The sequence below is a fragment of the Maribacter dokdonensis DSW-8 genome (genome assembly GCF_001447995.1).
Lineage (GTDB): Bacteria > Bacteroidota > Bacteroidia > Flavobacteriales > Flavobacteriaceae > Maribacter > Maribacter dokdonensis.
In genome coordinates this window covers 628,259-648,510 of sequence record NZ_LDPE01000001.1, presented here as the reverse complement: position 1 = coordinate 648,510, position 20,252 = coordinate 628,259, and the positions used below count along the sequence as shown (strand labels likewise).

Sequence of the window (20,252 nt, the reverse complement as noted above, 5' to 3'; positions counted from 1 at the left end):
ACCATAAATGCTAATAGTTATAGATGTATCGGCATCATTTTTAAGGTTTGTAACTTAATCTTTGTTAGAAGACTTTTTTTTCAGAATTTTAAGTGTTTGCCTGGCCCTTGCTTTATAAGCGGCACTTCCATCTTCGTAATTCTGTTTTAAAATGGGAATTAACTCAGGGTGAATCCAATCAATTTTAAAACCAAGCCATAAAAGAATGGTGATGGAGTAAGCCTTAGGAGCAATTTTATGTTCTCCGATCAGCCAATCAAATGCAGCTTCCGTGATGGCATTTAAATGTTCATTATTTAATTTTGGATCACATATTTTATTTTTTTCTGAAAATTCGTTCAAAACTAACAGTTCACAAATTTTAGCGGCGGGTCTTATTGATGATTCCAGTGAAATACTGTTAAGTATAGTAATGAAATCATTGATGTAAATTAAAATTGGTTTTAGGTCTTTGTTGGCAACGTATTCTAAAATCCAGCTGGCTTTACAGGATACCGGGTTGATGTCATCTTTTATGATTGAAATCAGAATAGGAACTAATTTAGGGTCTGCTAGTATAATAGAAGCCATTTTACTCCGTTTTTCCCTTAAAGCGGTAACATAATTCAGTGCTTCACACAGCTCTATCTTATTCATAAAATTGTATCTTTATTACTTATTTCCCCCAAATATGAAATTACTAAAAAGAATTAGCTTACTTGTTGTGGTCGTATTTATAGCCATGCAATTTTTTAGTCCTACCAAGAATGTATCTCCAGGTAACCATACCAAAGTCTTTATAACGGAAACGAACCCAACGCCAGAACTTCAGAATATTTTTGAGAACTCTTGTTATGACTGTCATAGTAATAACACGGAATACCCTTGGTACAATAATATAGCGCCAATTTCATATTGGATGGCAAACCATGTTAATGAAGGTAAGGAACATTTAAATTTTTCTGAATGGGAAAAATATTCCTTGGATAAAAAAGATCATTTATTAGAAGAGATAGAAGAGGAAGTAGTAGAAGGTAAAATGCCGTTATTGGAATACACTTACACTCATGGCGATGCAAAACTAACCGAAGGTCAAGTCAATGATCTTGTTGAGTGGGTAAAGCAAACAAGAATTATTTATCAATTAGGGAAGCAACCAAAGTAGGAACACCATTAACAGCGGTATCCGCAATTGTCGTAACATTGTTTTTATTCGCCAATGCGGGTTTTGGGTCTATAAAAAATATAGGAGTGCTTGGTTTTACAAAGTCAATTAGACTGGCTGCAGGATAAACTTGCATTGAAGTTCCTATAATTATTAAATAATCCGCATTTTTGGTAATTTCAATAGCCTTATCTAAAAGCGGTACAGCTTCGCCAAACCAAACAATGTGTGGTCTAAGCTGATAACCATTTACACAAGTGTCTCCCAATAAAATATCATTCTTGCAATCTAAAATTTCATTTTCAGAATTTACACTTCTAGCCTTTAAAAGTTCGCCATGTAGGTGAAGTACATTTGAGCTACCTGCGCGCTCATGAAGGTCATCTACATTTTGAGTAACGATATTGACGTTAAAGTGAAACTCTAAATCAGCCAATGCTATATGCGCACTATTAGGTTCAACGATCAACAGTTGTCTTCTTCGTTGGTTATAAAATTCTAAAACCAATTCAGGATTTCTTTCAAAACCTTCTGGGGTAGCAACTTCCATAACATCATGACCTTCCCATAGACCATTGGAATCTCTAAAAGTTTTCAATCCGCTTTCTGCTGAAATTCCTGCACCTGTTAAAACAACTATATTTTTCAAGATCATTTGAAATTAAGCTTAAAAATATACTTTTCTTATCTTGGTTGCATGATAGATATGGAGCTTTTAAACTATTTAGAAGAGTTTATTTCAGAAAACAGAAAAGAAAGGTTTACAGAAATTCTGAGTCAACGTACCAATTATATCACTGTTGCTGTTGAAGATGTATATCAAATGCACAACACAAGTGCGGTGGTTAGAAGTTGTGAGTCTTTTGGTGTACAAACCGCTCATTTGATAGAAGGCAAATATGGTAAGAGATTAGATGAGGAAATTGCCATGGGGGCACAAAAATGGGTAGATGTCAAAAGATATCAGAACTCAAAAGAAGCTATTGATACATTGAAAAATAAAGGTTACAAGATTGTAGCCACTAGTCCGCATGCAGATAGCTCATTGTTACAAAACTTTAAATTAAATGGCAAAACAGCATTGTTTTTTGGAACCGAAAAAAATGGTCTTAGTGATTATGTTCTTGAAAATTCAGACGCTTCTTTAAAAATACCCATGGTTGGTTTTACTGAAAGCTTAAATATATCAGTATCGGCCGCAATTATTTTACAACATGTAACTACGCAGCTAAAATCTTCTAATATAGATTGGCAACTGACGGAAGATGAGTTGTGGGAAAGACGATTAGATTGGACAAAAAAATCAATTAAAAGTATAGATGATATTTTAGAAAGGTATAAGTCAGATAATTAAAAAATATATTAACTTGTTGGTCAACAACAATTTAAAAAGACATGTATACCGTATTAATTATTCTTGGAGTGTTAGTGGCCTTGGTTGTTCTACTAGCATTGATTGCCCCTAAAACCTATCATGTTTCTAGAAGTGTAATTTTAGACCATGATCCTGTTAAAGTTTGGCCGCACTTAAAATTTTTAAAAAAACAACAAGAATGGTCACCTTGGGCCAAAAAAGACCCAAATATGGAACTGACATTTACGGGAGTAGATGGTGAAATTGGTGCAATTAGCCATTGGAACGGTAATAAAGATGTAGGCGAAGGTGAGCAAGAGATTACAAAAATAAAGGAAGGGGAAAGAATAGAGCAGGATCTACGTTTTTTTAAACCATATAAATCACAATCTGATTGCTATATGAATTTAGATGCTGTAGATGGAACTAAAAGTAAGGTCACCTGGGGCTTTTCAGGTAAAAATAAATTTCCCATGAGTATTATGATGCTCTTCATGTCCATGGATAAAATGGTAGGTAAAGATTTTGAGCAAGGACTGCAAAATTTAAAGAACAACTTAAATAGTGATATATGATTTCTTGGTTTGAAATTCCGGTGCAGCGTATGCAGAGAGCACAAAAGTTTTACGAAGCCATATTTGGAGTTACAATTACGGTGAGCGAATTTGGCGAATTTGTAATGGGATTGTTTCCAGATAAGCAGAGTATGGGGCAATCTAGTGGTGCTTTGGTGGAACATGAACAATATGTACCTAGTATGACACACGGTGCCATGGTTTACTTTGCATGTGATGATGTAGCCGTTGTGCTCGATAAAGTTGAAAAAGCAGGCGGACAAGTATTACAGCCCAAAACCGAGATTGGTGAAGGGCATGGATTTATGGGGCTTTTAAGGGATACCGAAGGTAATAGAATAGCATTGCATTCTAATAGCTAAATTAAGCTTACTTGAGCAGCTCCAGTAATACTACATCATTTTCATTATTTAGAATTACCTTATTGTTTTCAACAACAACTTCTGTTTCAGAATAGCGATCGTACAATTTTGTTCCGTCGCCAAAAATACCTTTGACCGATATTTCTTTTTTGCCTTTAGGAGCATCTAAGGCGATCACAACCTTATCCACAAATTCGTCTTTAGCAAAGTATCTGCTAAAAACATAGGGAGATTTTGTAATTCTTTTATGAATACCTGCACCAATTGAGGGGTGGTCATTTCGGAACGTTCCTAATTTTTGCCAGTGCGCCAAAATTTCTTTGGTTTTGGGTAAACTATCTAACTCGTTCCAATTCATGAAAGAACGTAAGGTAGCGTCGCCTTCCGTGCCTTCTATGGTTAAGCTACGGGCTGTTTCATCTCCGTAATATATTTGTGAAGCGCCAGGGGTAAGTAACAACACGTTTGCCGCTCTTTTTGGGTCTTTTCTATCTTTATCAAATGGCTGACCATCATCATGAGAGGTTAAGTAGTTTAATACACTCTTTTCTTTAAACTTGGTGTGTAGTAATTTGCTGTATTTCGTAAAAATGGTTTCATAATCTTTTTCGGCATCGGTCTTTAATTCAAAATTGATAAGACTTTTGAATCCGTTATCAAAGTAATTGACTTTTTTATCGCCTAAATCAAATTCTTGTCCGCCAGAAACGCCATAGTTGTACACTTCGCCAACCATATAAAAAGGATTGTTGTCCAATACCTTATCTTGGTTTTTCTTTTTCCATAGTTCAAAAGCGGCAGCAGCTTCTTTATATAATTCTGCCCAAGAATTTTCATTGGCATGCTTAACCGTGTCTACCCTGAATCCATCTACTCCGTATTTGTTAACATAGTCCGTTAGCCATTTAATAATATAAAAACGAGGAGCTCTTGGGTAGCCTGTCCGATCAAAAAACAATTCAAGTTCATCAAGTTCTTCGCTTAATCTTCCTTCTGATTTCCATTTGGCAAGTAGGGCATCAGGTAAATTTACGGCAGCATCAGATTCCGTTCGTATGTCAGGAAGGTTTGCAACCAAGGTACAAGCGGTAGTATTCTCATAGGTAGTAAATTCGCAAGTGGGAGAGGTGCGCACCCATTCTTCTGGCCATACCGGATCTTCATTGGTAACAGGACCAGTGTGATTTAAAACAACATCCAACAAAATTCTAATTCCGTTTTCGTGGGCGGTCTTTATTAAGGTCTCTAAGTCTTTATCGGTTCCAAAGTTAGGGTCTAGCGCCGTCCAGTCTTTTGCCCAATAACCATGGTAGCCATAGGTATTACCGGTACCTTCGTCCGTAGCGCCATGAATTTGTTCCACAACAGGAGTAAACCATATAGCATTGACCCCTAGATCTGAAAAATAACCTTCATTAATTTTCTGGGTAATACCTTGTATGTCGCCACCTAGAAAACCTCTCAGTTTTCCGGTTTCCTCATCACGTTCAAAATTGATGTCGTTGTTAGGGTTCCCATTATTAAACCTATCTGTCAATAGAAAATAAACGGTGGCAGCTTCCCATTGAAAATTTGGGTTCTTTTTAGGTTGGTGTACAACATCTTGGATATTGGTACTGCTTTCTAACTTTTGTTTGTTGTTAGATTGGCAAGAAATTAAGATAAGTGTGAATAGCCCTAAAAAGAATACGTTTTTCATTTTCCTGTTATTTGCATTAAAGCTATAACAAGGATTTCGTATTAAAAAATATTATTTCTTTCTGTTAAGAACTTTATACTCCTCGTAACAGCTGCTAATGGCGTCAAGTATCTGAAGGTCATTGGCTGTGGTAATAAATGATTTGGAATAATTACAATTGTTAAGGATATCCTGAATGTCTACTTTTTCCAGTTGAAGAAATTCTGTAAGTGTTTCTCTATCAAATTTTGAAGCTAATAGATTACGTATGTCATCATCTTCACGCATTTGTCTAAGCTTTCGCATTTGCGCAGGTTTTTTTCCGAATAAATTCCGTAGAAGATCTGCAGGGTTTAGTATTGCCCCCAAAACTTTTGTAACGGCACTAGGGTTTTTGTTACCACCTTCATAACTTACTCCTAAACCAGATATGCTGTATTGGTAGGCATTATTGATAGGAAGGTTCTTAACGTCAATTTCTAAATACCCGGTAAGCTGATAGGGTCTAACAATGACCTCTTCTAATGCATAGGCCAGTTCTGTTAAGGCAATTTCTGTATTCTCAAATTTGAACATATCGTTCGTTACCCTAATTTTTTGAGATTTAAAACCAAGAAAAGAAAAATATAAAGTATCGTTTACAGCGGCAGTAATTGAAAATTCACCTTTATCATTGGTTATTGTGCCAAATACTTGATTTAGATTGACAACGTGAACACTTTCAAGAAGTTCATCTGTTTGGGCATTTTTTACGACAGCACTAAGACGTTGGCTTTCATTGGTATCTTGCGAATAACCCAAAAATGAAATGACAATAAGTGCGATCGATAAAAAATATTTCATTGTACTAAAGCGTAATTTAAGTTGCAAACAAAATAAAAAAAATACGCCGAAGCGTATTTTTAATATACAATTAACTAAAAGAAGTTACCTTTTCTTTTATTGCTTCTTCGTTTTCCGGAGTTTGGAGCACTAGATTCACTTCTGTCTCTTCTTCTTCCTTTAGACTGGGAACCACCATCTTTTCTAGCATTTCTCTTGCCTTTGAAGCCGCCACCACCGCCGCTTCTGCGTCGGCCGCCACCGCCACCGCCTGGGTTTTTGGATACCTCTACGTTAACAAAACGTCCGTCAACTTTAAAGTCTGTAAACTTGTCTAAAATTTGTTGAGTAACTTCTGCTTCAGTGTTGAAGAAAGAAAAACTCTCCTTAACATCAACCTTAAATACATCTTCTTGACCTAGGCCAACGGTATCTCTAATGAAGTCTTTTAAAGACATCCAATCGTAACCATCTCTTTCACCAACATTCACGAAATAACGAACAGAACCACTAGTTGGTATTTCTGCTTTGCCGTTATCACGATCTCTACCACTGTCAGAAGAGTTTAAATCTTTAGATTTGTTATAGTAATTGAAGAATCTTGTGAATTCTACAGATACAATTTTCTTGATCAATTCTTCACGGTCTATACCTTCAAGAACATCGTTAATTGCGGGCAAGTAGGTATCTACTTCGTCATTAACTTTAGTGTCCTTAATTTTATTTGCTAAGTGATATAGCTGAATCTCACAGATTTCCATTCCCGTAGGAATTTTTTTGGATATAAATTTCTGATTGATCTTATTTTCAATAGCACGGATCTTACGTTGCTCGCTACGTGTAACAATAACCATAGAGATACCGGATTTACCTGCTCTACCAGTTCTACCGCTACGGTGCGTATACGTTTCAATTTCGTCTGGCAATTGGTAATTGATAACATGTGTAATGTCATCAACATCTATACCACGGGCAGCAACGTCTGTAGCTACCAACATCTGAATTTGTTTCTTACGGAAAGAGTTCATTACCAAATCTCTTTGGTTTTGGCTTAGATCTCCGTGTAGTGCACCTGCATTGTAACCATCTTCGATTAATTTCTCAGCTACTTTTTGAGTATCACGTTTTGTTCTACAGAAAACAACCGAAAATATATCAGGATTCGTATCTGCCAATCTTTTAAGTGCAGGATAACGATCTCGACCGCCAACAACATAATATTCATGTTGTACCGTTGAAGCACCAGAATTTTTAGCACCTACCGTAATCTCTTGAGGAGAGTGCATAAATTTTTTGGCTATGGTTGCCACTTCTCTTGGCATTGTTGCAGAGAACAACCAAGTAGATTTGTCGTTAGGTGTACCGGAAAGAATATCTTTGATATCTTCCATAAAGCCCATGTTCAACATTTCATCTGCCTCATCAAGTACACAGTAGTCAATTTTAGATATGTCAACAAGGCGTCTGCTGATCATATCTTTCATTCTACCAGGTGTAGCTACGATAATTTGAGCACCCCTTTTTATTTGTCTTGCTTGTTCTGTAATGCTGGCACCACCATAAATGGCAACTACATTAATATTGCGCTCGTATTTAGAATACGCTTGCATTTCTTTGGTGATCTGTAAGCAAAGCTCACGAGTAGGTGAAAGTATCAAACCTTGTGTGGTTCTACTGTCACTATCTATTTTTTGAATTAATGGAAAACCAAAAGCGGCTGTTTTACCGGTACCTGTTTGCGCAAGGGCAACTAGGTCGGTTTCACTTTCCAATAAAATTGGGATTGCTTTTTCTTGTACTTCTGATGGGGTTTCAAAACCCATATCAGTAATAGCATCTAATAAGGACTTTTCTAGTCCCAGTGCTTCAAACTTTGTCATAAATATGTTATACTAAATCGCAAATATGAATGTTGCATAGAGCGATTATCGTTTATAACCTATTTAGACTCAGCGCAACACATGCTATACCAGCGGCGTTAATTAAGCGGCAAAGGTACTGCTAATATTTGGTTCAGTATAATTTAATTGAAAAGTTATGTTATGGAGCCAAAGTATACCCATAAATGGAAAGAAAAGTGCCAATTATACCGAAGATGATCATAAGTACAATTAACCCTTTTTGCAGTGCGGGGCTATCATAAATGATGATACATACGGCGCCAAGTACTATACATATTTGAAAGAATAGAAGGGCATAATCAAATTTCTTGGTAGCGTAGTCATAGGTTTGGGTCAATTGTTCCCATTCTTTTACTCCGGTTATTTTACCCATTTCACCTTCAATGTCCTGTACCCAATTTTCTTTTCCTACTTGTGATGAACCTAAAAGAATCTCAGTTTTTTCAGCGTCATACTTTTCTATTTTTTTTTCGACTTCAGAAATTTTTTGTTCAATTAAGTCGGTTTTGTCACCAGAAACAATGCCACTTTCAATTAGGGCATGCAAATAATCTAGCTCACTTTCTTTTAAACTTTCTTTGATGCTTTTAGATTGATACCAGCTAGAATAGCTAACTACATTGTTATGGGCGATCATCATTTCTTCCTCTAGCTCACCGTTCACCATTTGTGATATGGCCATTAGGGCAGCAAACAAAGCAATTAGTACACCACCAATAGCTTCTGCACGTTCAGATGCAACCGATACTTCTACTGTTTCTTTATTGTTTTTACCCTGTAACATGTGTAGTGTTTAAATAATCTATCAATTTTTTAAATGCCTTTGCTCTATGGCTTATGTTGTTCTTAATGGATAATGGCAATTCTGCAAAGGTTTTATCATATCCATTGGGTTGAAAAATGGGGTCATAGCCAAAACCGTTATGACCTCGTTTGTTTTCTGTAATTACACCTTCTATTTTGCCTTCAAATATATGGGTTTTACCATTTAGGTTTAAAGCTATTACCGTCTTGAAATGGGCGGTACGGTTTTGTTCATTTTTCAAATTATCTAGTAATTTGTTCATGTTGGCATCAGCATCATTTTGTTCGCCGGCATAGCGAGCGGAATAAACACCTGGTTCACTGTTAAGGGTCTCTACAAGTAGTCCCGTATCATCTGCAAAACAAGATAATTGGTACGTATTGGTTACAAAGTCTGCTTTGATTTTTGCATTACCTTCTAATGTATTGGCGGTTTCTGGTATGTTGGTCGTACAACCTATGGTTTCTAAATTAATGAGTTCAATATGATCGGGCACCATTTGTTGAACTTCTTTTAATTTGTTAGGGTTGTGGGTGGCAAAAACAAGCTTCATGGGAACAATTTGAAATCTAGTATGATAATTTTCAGTATCAAAAGTAGTAATTTTATAAAATGGAATTAAAAGTGCCGCCGGTAATTGTGTTTTTATGTTTTGGTTCAATAATGTATTTGTTGGATTTAGTATTGCCTATTGGCTATTTTGATTTCTTTGGTAGACTAATGTTGGCTAAGTTTTTAGTGGGTATAGGTATGGTAATTGCCCTTTTGGCACTGATACAATTTAAATTGGCAAAAACCACGGTAGACCCAACAAAACCTGATAAGGCACAAAGTTTGGTAGTTAGCGGAGTATTTAAATTTTCTAGAAACCCAATGTATTTGGCCTTGTTACTGATTTTATTGGCATTGGGTATATTTTTGGGCAATGCTTTTAATACGTTGGTTGCTGCTGGTTTTGTAGCATATATGAATCGTTTTCAAATTATTCCCGAAGAGCAAATTCTCTTGAACAAATTTGGGCGTTCCTTCAAAGATTATTGTATCTTAACAAGGCGTTGGTTTTGAGGGAGTTATTCCTGTATTTGGATTACTGAATTACCTAATAACAGCAAATATTAATTAATTAGCTTATAATTTAATATATTAGCATTTTAACTAATAATCATGATAGCTATAATTACTGGCGATATAATTAATTCTGAAAATCATCCTAGTTCTGAATGGATTGGTATGTTGAAGAATTATTTCAACCAATTTGGTGAATCGCCAATGAATTGGGAGATTTATCGCGGAGACGAATTTCAGCTAAAGGTCACTGAAAAGAATGCTTTATTTACGGCAATACGTATTAAATCTATGCTTAAAACCATAAAAGGTTTAGATGTAAGAATGGGTATAGGTATTGGCCTAGAAACATATATTGGTACAGGAGTAACGGAATCTAACGGTCCGGCATACCAAAGATCGGGAAGAAATTTTGAAACACTTAAAGAAAGTAAGGTAAACCTAAGCATAGCTACCGGTGATGCTAAAAATGATAGAACGTTAAATTTAATGTTGCGCTTGGCTTTGGACTTTATGGATGATTGGAGTGTGGTTTCCGCAGAAATTGTCACCTTAGTGCTCGATAATCCGCATTCTTCGCAAAAAGAGGTGGCACAAATGTTAGGTATAAAACAATCGGCAGTAAGTCAAAGGCTAAAAAGGGCAAGGTTAGACTTGGTTTTAGAAGTCTTGGCATATTATAAAGAATTAATTACCACTGAATAAATATGTTGATTTTTATTAAACTACTACTGGCCCACTTGGTCGGAGACTTTATTTTACAGCCTACACGATGGGTACTCCACAAACAATCCAATAAAATAACATCTAAGTTTTTGTATTTGCATGTGCTTTTACATTTTGTATTGTATATGCTGGTGTTGTGGAATTTGTCACTTTGGAAAATAGCGGCTACGGTAGCGGTACTACATTTTATGATCGACTTGTTGAAGTTATATGCCAATGACATGTTCAAGAATAAAAGTATTCCATTTTTTATAGACCAGGCATTACATCTTATAGTGCTTTACTGTTGTGCTTTTTATGCCGATCTGTATGCGCATACCTTGGCTCTTTTTGAAAATTTAGATTGGTATTTAATTACGGCAATAGTATTTGTGACATTTCCGGCTTCAATAATAATGGGAAAGATTTTAGAAGGCATGTCCAACCAAATTGAAACTGATCATAAATCTTTACCAAATGCCGGTAAGTATATTGGAATTATTGAAAGACTGTTTGTGTTGATATTTATAGTAATTGGTAGGTGGGAAGTTATAGGCTTATTAATAGCCGCTAAATCTGTTTTTAGGTTTAATGATTTAAAAGAACGAAACAATAGAAAGCTAACGGAATATATTTTAATAGGGACATTAGTAAGTTTTGGTCTAGCAATTTTAGCTGGCTTACTATACGTTTCTTAATCAAACACCGATGTTTAAAAAGCATTTAATAAGCTGTCTTCTTGTCATTGCGTTTGTGCAAAAAACAACGGCTCAAGTAAACACATTTGAATCTTTTGATGGAGTTAAAATTGCCTATACGGATGAAGGTTACGGTGAACCGATATTGCTGCTACATGGATTTTTAAATTCTAGAAAATCTTGGGATAACACTGTGCTTAAACAACAATTGATCAATACGGGGTACAGGGTGATCATTCCAGATTTAAGAGGTAACGGAGATTCTGATAAACCTAAAGATGAAGGGGCATATGGGAATGGAGCAGAGATTAAGGATTTGGTGTTATTAATGAATCGCCTAAAAGTTGAAAAATACAAGGCGGTAGGCTATTCAAGAGGAAGTATTGTTTTAGCGAAACTATTAACAGAGGATGATCGTATTGAAAAAGCGGTTTTAGGTGGCATGGGCATAGATTTTACAAATCCTGAATGGGATAGAAAAATAATGTTCGCTAACGCTTTCAAGGGTGAAGTGAACCAACTCACCAAAGGCGCGGTAGATTATGCAAAGTCCATAAATGCTGATTTTCGTTCACTCTATTTACAACAAAAATATCAACCTGTAACTTCTGTAAAAGAGCTAAATGAATTGGTCATCGAAATTTTGGTGATATCCGGCACGGACGATTTGGATAACGGAAGTGCAGAAGACTTAAAAAATAGCTTTGTTAAAGGTAAATTGGAGAAAGTCCCCGGTGATCATAATGGCACATATAAGACTGAAGCGTTTTCAAATTCCATAATTCGGTTTTTGGAATAAATAGGGGTATTTTGTTAATTTACATCATAACATATCCTTTTTGTTTTATTTACAAAATATCACATATCAGGATAAATTAAATTTTTACTTTTGCTTCTTATTTTTAGAAACTAATATTCCTATCTAACCAAAAGAAAATGATGGTAGAAGTAAGTAGAAAATATGTTTTTGATTTCGATAGTACATTAACAAGGGTAGAGGCTCTAGATGTACTTGCAGAAATGACTTTAGAGGGAAGATCCAATAAAGAGGAGGTTATTCAAGAAATTCAGAAAATCACCAATTTAGGTATAGATGGTGATATTTCATTTACTGAGTCTTTAGAGCGTCGTATTAAGTTGTTACATGCCAAAAAGGAAGACTTAGATGGTTTGGTAGAAAACCTAAGAAATAAAATTTCTAAATCTATTGCGGCCAATAAGGAGTTTTTTGAAAAATATGCAGATGATATTTATGTAATATCTTGTGGTTTTAAAGAGTTTATAGACCCTATTGTAAAAGAATATAATATACCTTCTGAGCGTGTTTATGCAAATACGTTTAAATTTGATGAAGAAGGTAATATCATCGGTTTTGATGAAAAAAATGTACTGTCTCAGCATAATGGTAAAATTGATTGCCTAAAGCAGATGAATTTGGACGGAGAAGTTCAGGTTATTGGAGATGGTTATAGTGATTATGTAATGCGCGAAGCGGGTATAGCAGATAAGTTTTTTGCTTATACCGAAAATGTGCATAGAGAAAAAGCCGCTAACAATGCGGATTATGTTACACCAAGTTTAGATGAATTTTTATTTGTGAACAAGTTGCCAAGAAATATCTCGTACCCAAAGAATAGGATTAAGGTCCTTTTATTAGAAAATGTGCACACAGCTGCATTTGATAATTTGTCAGAAGACGGTTTCTCCGTTGAGCTGATCAAGCATAGCTTGCCAGAAGAAGAGCTGATAGAAAAGATAAAGGGCGTTCACGTGCTTGGTATCCGTTCTAAGACCCAAGTAACAAAAGCTGTTTTAGACGCAGCCGATAAGTTATTGGTGGTTGGTGCTTTTTGTATCGGTACTACGCAAATAGATCTTGAAACTGCCAAGAAAAAAGGTGTTGTTGCATTTAATGCGCCTTATAGCAATACTAGATCTGTAGTAGAATTGGCTATAGGTGAAATTATCATGTTGATGAGAAGTGTTTTTGACCGTAGCAGGGAAATACATGAAGGTCAATGGCAGAAGACGGCTGCTGGTTCTCGCGAGGTTCGTGGTAAGAACTTAGGTATTGTAGGTTACGGTAACATTGGTAAGCAATTATCTGTATTGGCCGAGGCAATGGGAATGCGCGTTTATTACTATGATGTAGATGATAAGTTGGCTCTAGGTAATGCGGTTAAGTGTAATTCATTAGAGGATTTATTAAGTGTTTCTGATGTTGTTACTTTGCATATAGACGACAATAAGGCAAACAAGAACTTCATTGGTGAGCGTGAATTGAACCAAATGAAAAAAGGAGCCATGCTAATCAACCTTTCCCGTGGGTTTGTTGTTGATATTGATGCGTTGGCAGAAAGCTTAAAATCTGGTCAAGTAGGTGGTGCGGCTATAGATGTTTATCCAGACGAGCCAAGAAGTAACGGAGACTTTAAGACCAAATTACAAGGTTTTCCCAATGTAATTCTTACTCCTCATGTAGGTGGTAGTACAGAAGAAGCCCAAAGGGATATTGCGGATTTTGTACCTAATAAGATTATGGATTACATTAATTCTGGTAATACTGTAGATGCAGTAAACTTCCCTAATATTCGTTTGCCAAAGCAAAACAAATCGCACAGATTCTTGCATATTCATAAAAATGTGCCGGGTATCATGGCGAAGATTAATAAGGTTTTGGCGCAGTACGAACTGAATATCAATAGTCAATACCTTTCTACGGATAATGAGGTAGGTTACGTAATTACCGATCTGGACAAGGAGTATAATAAAGAAGTGATCAAAGAATTAAAGAAAGTAGAGAACACTATTAAATTTAGGGTGTTGTACTAGTATTCGCTAGCGAAAGCTTCATATATTTAAAAAGTATATATAAAAAAGTGCAGGTTTAACTACTTGCACTTTTTTTGTTTGTGTTATTCAAATTTTTTACAACATTTTTTACATAAAATAGTTATGGTATAGATACATGTTATTTTGTAGGAAATATCTTTAGTTATGTTTAAAAAGATTTTATCGAAACTAAAATCTGGTAAAAATTTTAATAATTATTATCTACTGGTCTTTACGGTGATAATATTAACAATATTAATACAGTCAATTATTCAATATTCTTTGTCAAGACAACGTCAAGACTCTCTTAGGATCAATGAGGCGGGTAGGCAAAGAATGTTATCGCAATCAATAATGAAACATGTTTACGAATGTAAATATGGCACATGTGATTTTAGTAAGTTGCGTTTAGCAATGAATAAATTGGCCAATGCAAATATTGCTTTGCAAATTGGGAATGAGGCTACAGGCATTCCTGAATTGAACAATGAGGAAATTCAGAAAAATTTTGATCTTCTGCAGCCGCATTTAAACTATATCATTGAAACTTTAGACGATTTCAATCAACTGCAGACTGTAGATATGGAAAAACTGTCTGCTGAAACGGATAAGTTTTTGGTTTTGATGGATACCATTGTTGGTCAATTTCAGAAAGCATCCGAAGAAGATATAAAGACGTTGATGATCATTGAATTGGAGTTGGCGGTTTTTTCTTTGATCATATTAATTATTGAAATATTTTTCTTTATCAATCCGTCCATAAAGAAAATGGCTATTCAAAATCAGAAGTTAAAAGAAATTAATTGGCACCAAACACATGCCTTTCAATCGCACATGAAGAATATCAAAAATTACAACCATGTGCTAAAAATTGAAAAGAATACGGCGCATAAAGAAGAGCTAATTTCATATTTAATGGAAGAGCTTACGGATTTAGAGGGAGTTTCAGATAATATGGTGAAATCCCTTGAAAAACAAGCTTGATTAATGGCGATTCACAATTATCTGTGATGATATGGCTCATTTTTTAGAATGGTAAACGCCCTATACACCTGCTCGGTAATGAACAGGCGAACCATTTGGTGAGAAAAGGTCATTTTTGATAGACTAATTTTACCAGATGCCTTGGCGTACACAGCATTGCTAAATCCATATGGCCCTCCAATTAAAAAGACCAACTGTTTTATACCAGAGTTCATTTTTTTCTGTAGATATTGAGAAAATTCAACAGAACTGAATTGTTTTCCTTTTTCATCAAAAAGAACAAGAACATCGGTAGGTGCTAATTTTTTCAGAATAAGCTCACCTTCTTTTTCTTTTTGTTGGTCTTCAGACAAGTTTTTGGTTTTCTTAAGATCGGGTATAATGTCTATTTCAAAGTTTACATAATGCTGTAATCGTTTTTCATATACTTCAATAAGCTCTTGTAATTGACCGCTGTCGGTCTTGCCAATGGCTAAAAGTTTTATAGTCATATGTCAAAAGTAAATCAATTTCGCAAATGGATTTGTAAATTAGCAATACAATAGATTTTAAATATATGATTTCAGAAGACCAGTTTAAAGAAGAGATAAAATTAATCATAGCAAATGCCATTCGTGAAGATGTTGGTGATGGCGACCACAGTTCACTGGCGTGTATACCGGATAGTGCAACTGGCAAAGCAAAATTGCTGGTTAAAGATGAAGGTATAATTGCTGGAGTAGATTTTGCTGAACTTGTTTTTTATTTTGTAGATCCCAATTTAAAGATAGAAGTATTGATCAAAGATGGTTCTCCAGTAAAACATGGTGATATTGTTTTTTATGTAGAAGGAAGCTCGCAAAGCATTTTAAAGGCTGAGCGCCTTGTACTTAATGCCATGCAAAGAATGAGCGCTATTGCTACCAAAACCAATATGTTCGTCAATTTATTAAAGGGTACGGGCACAAAAATTCTTGATACCAGAAAAACAACACCGGGTATACGGGCTTTAGAAAAATGGGCAGTGAAAATAGGTGGTGGTGAAAATCATAGGTTTGCTTTATATGATATGATCATGTTGAAAGATAATCATATTGATTTTGCTGGTGGCATTACAAAGGCAATAGAAAAAACTAAAAATTACTTAAAAGAAACGGGTCGCGATTTAAAAATTATTGTTGAGGCGAGAGATTTAGGGGAAATTAAAGAGATTCTACAGTCAGAAGGTGTATATCGTATTTTGATAGATAATTTTAATTATGAAGATACCCGTAAAGCGGTCCAATTGATTGGTGATACTTGTTTGACCGAGTCCTCTGGAGGTATTAATGAAAAGACCATACGTGAATATGCGGAATGTGGTGTAGATTTTATTTCGTCAGGAGCGTTAACACATTCCGTTTATAACTTAGATTTGAGCTTAAAAGCCGTGTAGATGTCTTTAGAGGTCGAAGAGAAACTGGAAAAAATACCTGTTGTAAATTGGGTGGTCAGATTTTTAAAACAAATCAGGTTACCAGGATTTGAAGGGCTTTCTATTTACGACCTTTTAGAAATGTATGTTTTGGGGGTTTTAAAAGGTACACTGTCTACAAGAGCCAGTGCAATTGCCTTTAGTTTATTTATGGCATTGTTTCCATTGATCATATTTATGGTAACATTGGTGCCGTTTTTAGTGTCGTACATTAGTATTGAGCATGGTGATTTCGATGTTCAGTTTCAATTGTTCTTAGAGTCGTTTTTACCAAGTGCAACAGGTGATTATTTTGGAGAAGTGTTTACTCAGATTAAAGATCAAAAGCGTGGAGGTCTATTGTCTTCGGCATTTTTGTTATCCATTTTTTTAATAGCAAATGGGGTGAATTCTATTTTTGGAGGATTTGAAACTTCATATCATATAGAACTTACGCGCCATTTTTTTAGACAATATCTATATGCTTTAATGGTAGGGTTAATATTGGCTATCCTAATTATTGTAGGTTTTGTAGCTTTCATTTATTTTGAATTCTACGTGCTTGGCTACCTATCTGAGTTTGCGGCAAAGCAAGGAGGCTATATTTTAGGCGAAGACGAGGTAATAGGGGTGCAGATCGCCAAAGTACTTTTCTTTATCATTCTATCATATTTTACAACGGCTATTCTGTATTATTTTGGAACCAGAGAGGGTAAGCAGGCAAAATTTTTCTCTGTAGGGGCATTAATGACCACTATATTATTTTTAATTACATCATATCTCTTTGGTATTTATGTTGAAAAATTCGCTAGATACAATGAACTGTATGGGGCATTAGGAGGATTATTGATTTTAATGGTATACATCTGGTTAAATTCTAATATATTGCTACTTGGGTTTGAGTTGAATGCATCACTCAATACATTACGTAAAATCACAAAAAAAGAATGATAGACAAAACCGTACAATTAAGCATTTTCTTTACATTATTTATTTCTATGAGTATTTCTGCACAATCTGTATTTGGAACGTGGAAAACCATAGATGATCGTACGGGTAAACCAAAAGGCCTTATTGAAATCTATGAAAAAGATGGATTAATGTATGGTAAGGTGGTTGATATTCTAGAAGAGGGAAAAGAAAATAAGGTTTGTGATAAATGTGATGGGGATTTAAAGGATAAGCCCGTAAAAGGAATGGAGATTATTACTGGTGGCGAAAAAAATAATGATGGTGAATGGAAGGGAAAAAGATTGTTTGATCCAGAACAAGCAATGACCTTTCGTTTTAAAATATGGTTGAACCCAGATAATCCAGATGAATTAAAGGTTAGGGGGTATTTGGCTTTTATCTATAGAACCCAAACATGGTTACGGGTGCAAGGATAGTGATGTTGAACTTTGTTAATGTAATATTGCCAATACCTTTAGAGCGTAGTTTTACTTATGCTATTTCTGATGAAGAAGCATTGGTTTTACAGCCAGGTATGCGTGTGGCGGTTCCCTTTGGGAAATCTAAGATTTATACCGCAATCATCTATAGCGTACACCAGAATCCGCCAGAGGCATATGAAGCAAAGGAAATTCATGAAATATTAGATGATTACCCAATAGTTACCCCTTTTCAACTAAAACATTGGGAGTGGATAGCTTCTTACTATATGTGTACGCTAGGAGAAGTAGTACGCAGTGCTCTTCCGGGAGCTTTTCTATTGGAAAGTGAGACTTTGATACTGAGGAATACCGCATATGAAATTGATGAAAATGAACTTTTAGATGATGAGTTTTTGGTTTTCGAGGCACTTCAGCATCAATCTATTTTAAAGGTTCAAGAAGTATCGGCAATCATAGAGCGTAAAAATGTATTGCCCATATTGCAAAGGTTGCTTGATAAAAACGTAATCGTACTGAAAGAAGAGGTATATGAGCAATATAAACCTAAATTGGTCAGGTACGTTAAATTAGGCGCTAAGCATACATCCGATCAAAAATTAGAAGAACTTTTAAATTCATTGACCAGGGCGCCAAAACAAAGCCAGGTAGTTTTGTCATTGTTTCAATTGCAAGGCAAAAGTCAAAAACCTATTAAGGTTTCTGAGTTAGAGAAAGCTAGCAATTCTTCAAAAGCGGTAATAAAATCATTAGTTGATAAGGGGATTTTAGAAGAGTACTTTATTAAGACCGACCGAGTAAATTATGAAGGGGAAAATGATAATTCTGAGTCTAAAGATCTAAATGAATATCAAGAAGCGGCTTTAGCTGATATCAAATCTTCTTTTGAGGCGGGTAAGGTTACGTTGTTAAAAGGTGTGACTTCCTCCGGTAAGACTGAAGTTTATGTGAAATTGATTGAAGAATGTCTGGAAAAAGGCTTGCAAGTATTGTATCTGTTACCGGAAATAGCGTTAACTACTCAGCTTATTAGTAGACTCCAAGAATATTTTGGTGAGAAAATAGCCATATATCATTCAAAATATAATGTACAGGAAAGGGTAGAGGTTTGGCAAAATGTATTACAGTCTAAACCCAAGGCTCAGCTTGTAATTGGTGCAAGATCGGCAATGTATCTGCCCTTTAGTAAGTTGGGGCTTATAATTGTTGATGAGGAGCATGAGAGTTCATTTAAGCAATTTGATCCGGCACCAAGATATCATGCAAGAGATGCGGCTATTGTTTTAGGGCATTTTCATAAAGCGAATATTTTATTGGGTTCTGCAACGCCCAGTGTAGAGAGTTATTACAATACCCAAACCGGTAAATATGGTTATGCTGAAATTACCAGGCGTTATGGCAATGTGCTAATGCCAGATATGGAATTGGTTGATATAAAAGAAGCGCAAAGGAAAAGAAAAATGAAAGGACATTTTTCCGAACGTCTTTTTTTGGAGATGGAAGAAACCCTAAAGGAGGGTTCTCAAATCATACTTTTTCAAAATAGAAGGGGGTTTGCACCATTGATGGAGTGTTTAACATGTGGTCATTCTCCCCAATGTCCAAATTGTGATGTAAGTTTAACCTACCATCAATATAGGAACCAATTACGCTGTCATTATTGCGGTCATCATACGGCATTACCAGAAGCTTGCTTTGCTTGTGGTAGTCCAGAATTGGATACCAAAGGATTTGGCACAGAACAAATAGAAAAGGAAGTTAAGGAGTTATTTCCAGAGGCTAAGGTAGGGAGAATGGATTTGGATACTACTCGTGGCAAACATGGTTATGAAAAGATAATTAATGCCTTTGAGCAACAAGAGCTGGAAATTTTGGTGGGTACCCAAATGCTGACCAAAGGCCTGGATTTTAGAAATGTGAATTTGGTTGGGGTAATGAATGCAGATTCATTATTGAATTTCCCTGATTATAGAGCGCATGAAAAAACCTATCAATTGTTAACTCAAGTATCAGGTAGGGCAGGGCGAACCAAGAAAAGGGGAAAGGTTTTAATACAAACCTATAATCCGTACCATCAAATATTAAAACAGGTGACAACGGGTGATTACGTGAATATGTATAAAGAACAGCTATATGAGCGAGAACAGTTTAAATACCCTCCCGTAAATAGAATTATAAAAGTAACGTTCAAGCATAAAAACTACAATGTGCTTAATGAGGCTGCAGATTGGTTTACAAGTGCATTGCGTACCAATTTTGGCGGTACGGTATTAGGACCGGAATACCCACCGGTAGCAAGAATTAGAAATCAGTACTTAAAGCATATAGTAGTAAAGGTTCAAAAGGCAAATTCTTTGGTACAGACAAAAGCGAATATTAGAAGAATAGAGAAGTCATTTAAATCTGTAGCTATGTATAGAAGTGTTCGGGTTATTTATAATGTAGACCATATATAAAAAAAAGACCGCTGATCAGCGGTCTTTTTTTGAGAGTAAAATTATACC

Annotated in this window: 22 protein-coding genes; 14 read left to right on the top strand and 8 right to left on the bottom strand. The window is 35.5% G+C overall.

Annotated features, from left to right (window positions below; translation table 11 throughout):
* Nucleotides 1–54: 54 nt before the first annotated feature.
* Nucleotides 55–636 (bottom strand): hypothetical protein, encoded by a 582-nt coding sequence (locus I600_RS03050; protein ID WP_058103025.1) that lies wholly within the window; start codon nt 634–636, stop codon nt 55–57.
* A gap of 34 nt (nt 637–670) precedes the next feature.
* Here I600_RS03050 and I600_RS03045 point away from each other — a divergent pair, with 34 nt between their 5' ends.
* On the top strand, nt 671–1,144 hold the full coding sequence (locus tag I600_RS03045) for a heme-binding domain-containing protein (protein ID WP_058103024.1): 474 nt from the start codon (nt 671–673) through the stop codon (nt 1,142–1,144).
* On the opposite strand, the gene I600_RS03040 is transcribed toward I600_RS03045, so the two are convergent.
* On the bottom strand, nt 1,113–1,793 hold the full coding sequence (locus I600_RS03040) for an SIR2 family NAD-dependent protein deacylase (RefSeq protein WP_058104259.1): 681 nt from the start codon (nt 1,791–1,793) through the stop codon (nt 1,113–1,115). The genes I600_RS03045 and I600_RS03040 overlap by 32 nt on opposite strands.
* A 48-nt stretch (nt 1,794–1,841) precedes the next feature.
* Here I600_RS03040 and I600_RS03035 point away from each other — a divergent pair, with 48 nt between their 5' ends.
* From I600_RS03035 to I600_RS03025, 3 genes are read left to right on the top strand one after another with little or no spacing between them, the layout of a single operon-like run.
* Nucleotides 1,842–2,498: a TrmH family RNA methyltransferase gene (locus tag I600_RS03035; protein ID WP_058103023.1), complete on the top strand. Its 657-nt coding sequence runs from the start codon at nt 1,842–1,844 to the stop codon at nt 2,496–2,498.
* Nucleotides 2,499–2,539: 41 nt separating this feature from the next.
* Entirely contained in the window at nt 2,540–3,073 is a 534-nt protein-coding gene (locus tag I600_RS03030; protein WP_058103022.1) for an SRPBCC family protein, read from the top strand.
* On the top strand, nt 3,070–3,435 hold the full coding sequence (locus I600_RS03025; protein WP_058103021.1) for a VOC family protein: 366 nt from the start codon (nt 3,070–3,072) through the stop codon (nt 3,433–3,435). Before I600_RS03030 ends, I600_RS03025 begins: the two co-directional genes overlap by 4 nt.
* Nucleotides 3,436–3,442: 7 nt before the next feature.
* Here I600_RS03025 and I600_RS03020 read toward each other — a convergent pair whose 3' ends face one another.
* The 5 genes from I600_RS03020 to I600_RS03000 form a co-directional block, all read right to left on the bottom strand.
* Nucleotides 3,443–5,134 (bottom strand): alpha-amylase family glycosyl hydrolase, encoded by a 1,692-nt coding sequence (locus tag I600_RS03020; protein ID WP_058103020.1) that lies wholly within the window; start codon nt 5,132–5,134, stop codon nt 3,443–3,445.
* Between the two features lie 51 nt (nt 5,135–5,185).
* On the bottom strand, nt 5,186–5,956 hold the full coding sequence (locus I600_RS03015; protein WP_058103019.1) for a carboxypeptidase-like regulatory domain-containing protein: 771 nt from the start codon (nt 5,954–5,956) through the stop codon (nt 5,186–5,188).
* A gap of 74 nt (nt 5,957–6,030) precedes the next feature.
* Nucleotides 6,031–7,815 (bottom strand): DEAD/DEAH box helicase, encoded by a 1,785-nt coding sequence (locus I600_RS03010; RefSeq protein ID WP_058103018.1) that lies wholly within the window; start codon nt 7,813–7,815, stop codon nt 6,031–6,033.
* Between the two features lie 160 nt (nt 7,816–7,975).
* Nucleotides 7,976–8,620, bottom strand: coding sequence for a DUF4337 domain-containing protein (locus tag I600_RS03005; protein ID WP_058103017.1), 645 nt, complete (start codon nt 8,618–8,620; stop codon nt 7,976–7,978).
* On the bottom strand, nt 8,607–9,194 hold the full coding sequence (locus I600_RS03000; protein ID WP_058104258.1) for a non-canonical purine NTP diphosphatase: 588 nt from the start codon (nt 9,192–9,194) through the stop codon (nt 8,607–8,609). Before I600_RS03000 ends, I600_RS03005 begins: the two co-directional genes overlap by 14 nt.
* Nucleotides 9,195–9,253: 59 nt before the next feature.
* Between I600_RS03000 and I600_RS02995 the strand changes: the two genes are divergently transcribed.
* The 6 genes from I600_RS02995 to I600_RS02970 all read left to right on the top strand — a co-directional run bounded on the left by I600_RS02995 (nt 9,254) and on the right by I600_RS02970 (nt 14,925).
* Nucleotides 9,254–9,706 (top strand): methyltransferase family protein, encoded by a 453-nt coding sequence (locus I600_RS02995; protein WP_058103016.1) that lies wholly within the window; start codon nt 9,254–9,256, stop codon nt 9,704–9,706.
* 99 nt (nt 9,707–9,805) lie between these two features.
* Nucleotides 9,806–10,411: a SatD family protein gene (locus I600_RS02990; protein WP_058103015.1), complete on the top strand. Its 606-nt coding sequence runs from the start codon at nt 9,806–9,808 to the stop codon at nt 10,409–10,411.
* Between the two features lie 2 nt (nt 10,412–10,413).
* A complete protein-coding gene (locus I600_RS02985; protein WP_058103014.1) occupies nt 10,414–11,109 on the top strand; it encodes a DUF3307 domain-containing protein in 696 nt (231 codons plus the stop codon).
* Nucleotides 11,110–11,119: 10 nt separating this feature from the next.
* The gene (locus I600_RS02980; RefSeq protein WP_058103013.1) at nt 11,120–11,908 is read left to right on the top strand and encodes an alpha/beta fold hydrolase; all 789 of its coding nucleotides are present in this window, start codon (nt 11,120–11,122) and stop codon (nt 11,906–11,908) included.
* A gap of 140 nt (nt 11,909–12,048) precedes the next feature.
* Complete coding sequence (gene serA / locus I600_RS02975; RefSeq protein WP_058104257.1) at nt 12,049–13,941, top strand: phosphoglycerate dehydrogenase; 1,893 nt, start codon at nt 12,049–12,051, stop codon at nt 13,939–13,941.
* 165 nt (nt 13,942–14,106) lie between these two features.
* Complete coding sequence (locus I600_RS02970) at nt 14,107–14,925, top strand: type IV pili methyl-accepting chemotaxis transducer N-terminal domain-containing protein (protein WP_058103012.1); 819 nt, start codon at nt 14,107–14,109, stop codon at nt 14,923–14,925.
* Nucleotides 14,926–14,942: 17 nt separating this feature from the next.
* On the opposite strand, the gene rlmH is transcribed toward I600_RS02970, so the two are convergent.
* The gene (rlmH, locus tag I600_RS02965; RefSeq protein ID WP_058103011.1) at nt 14,943–15,416 is read right to left on the bottom strand and encodes a 23S rRNA (pseudouridine(1915)-N(3))-methyltransferase RlmH; all 474 of its coding nucleotides are present in this window, start codon (nt 15,414–15,416) and stop codon (nt 14,943–14,945) included.
* A 65-nt stretch (nt 15,417–15,481) separates the two neighbouring features.
* Between rlmH and nadC the strand changes: the two genes are divergently transcribed.
* Genes nadC through priA form a run of 4 tightly spaced genes read left to right on the top strand, consistent with a single transcriptional unit; the run spans nt 15,482 to nt 20,204 of the window.
* Nucleotides 15,482–16,339, top strand: coding sequence for a carboxylating nicotinate-nucleotide diphosphorylase (nadC, locus tag I600_RS02960; RefSeq protein WP_058103010.1), 858 nt, complete (start codon nt 15,482–15,484; stop codon nt 16,337–16,339).
* Nucleotides 16,340–17,308: a YihY/virulence factor BrkB family protein gene (locus I600_RS02955; RefSeq protein ID WP_058103009.1), complete on the top strand. Its 969-nt coding sequence runs from the start codon at nt 16,340–16,342 to the stop codon at nt 17,306–17,308. It abuts the gene before it with no gap.
* Complete coding sequence (locus tag I600_RS02950; RefSeq protein WP_058103008.1) at nt 17,305–17,745, top strand: DUF2147 domain-containing protein; 441 nt, start codon at nt 17,305–17,307, stop codon at nt 17,743–17,745. The genes I600_RS02955 and I600_RS02950 overlap by 4 nt, the downstream gene beginning before the upstream one ends.
* Before the next feature lie 2 nt (nt 17,746–17,747).
* On the top strand, nt 17,748–20,204 hold the full coding sequence (gene priA, locus I600_RS02945) for a replication restart helicase PriA (protein WP_058104256.1): 2,457 nt from the start codon (nt 17,748–17,750) through the stop codon (nt 20,202–20,204).
* Nucleotides 20,205–20,252: the final 48 nt, after the last annotated feature.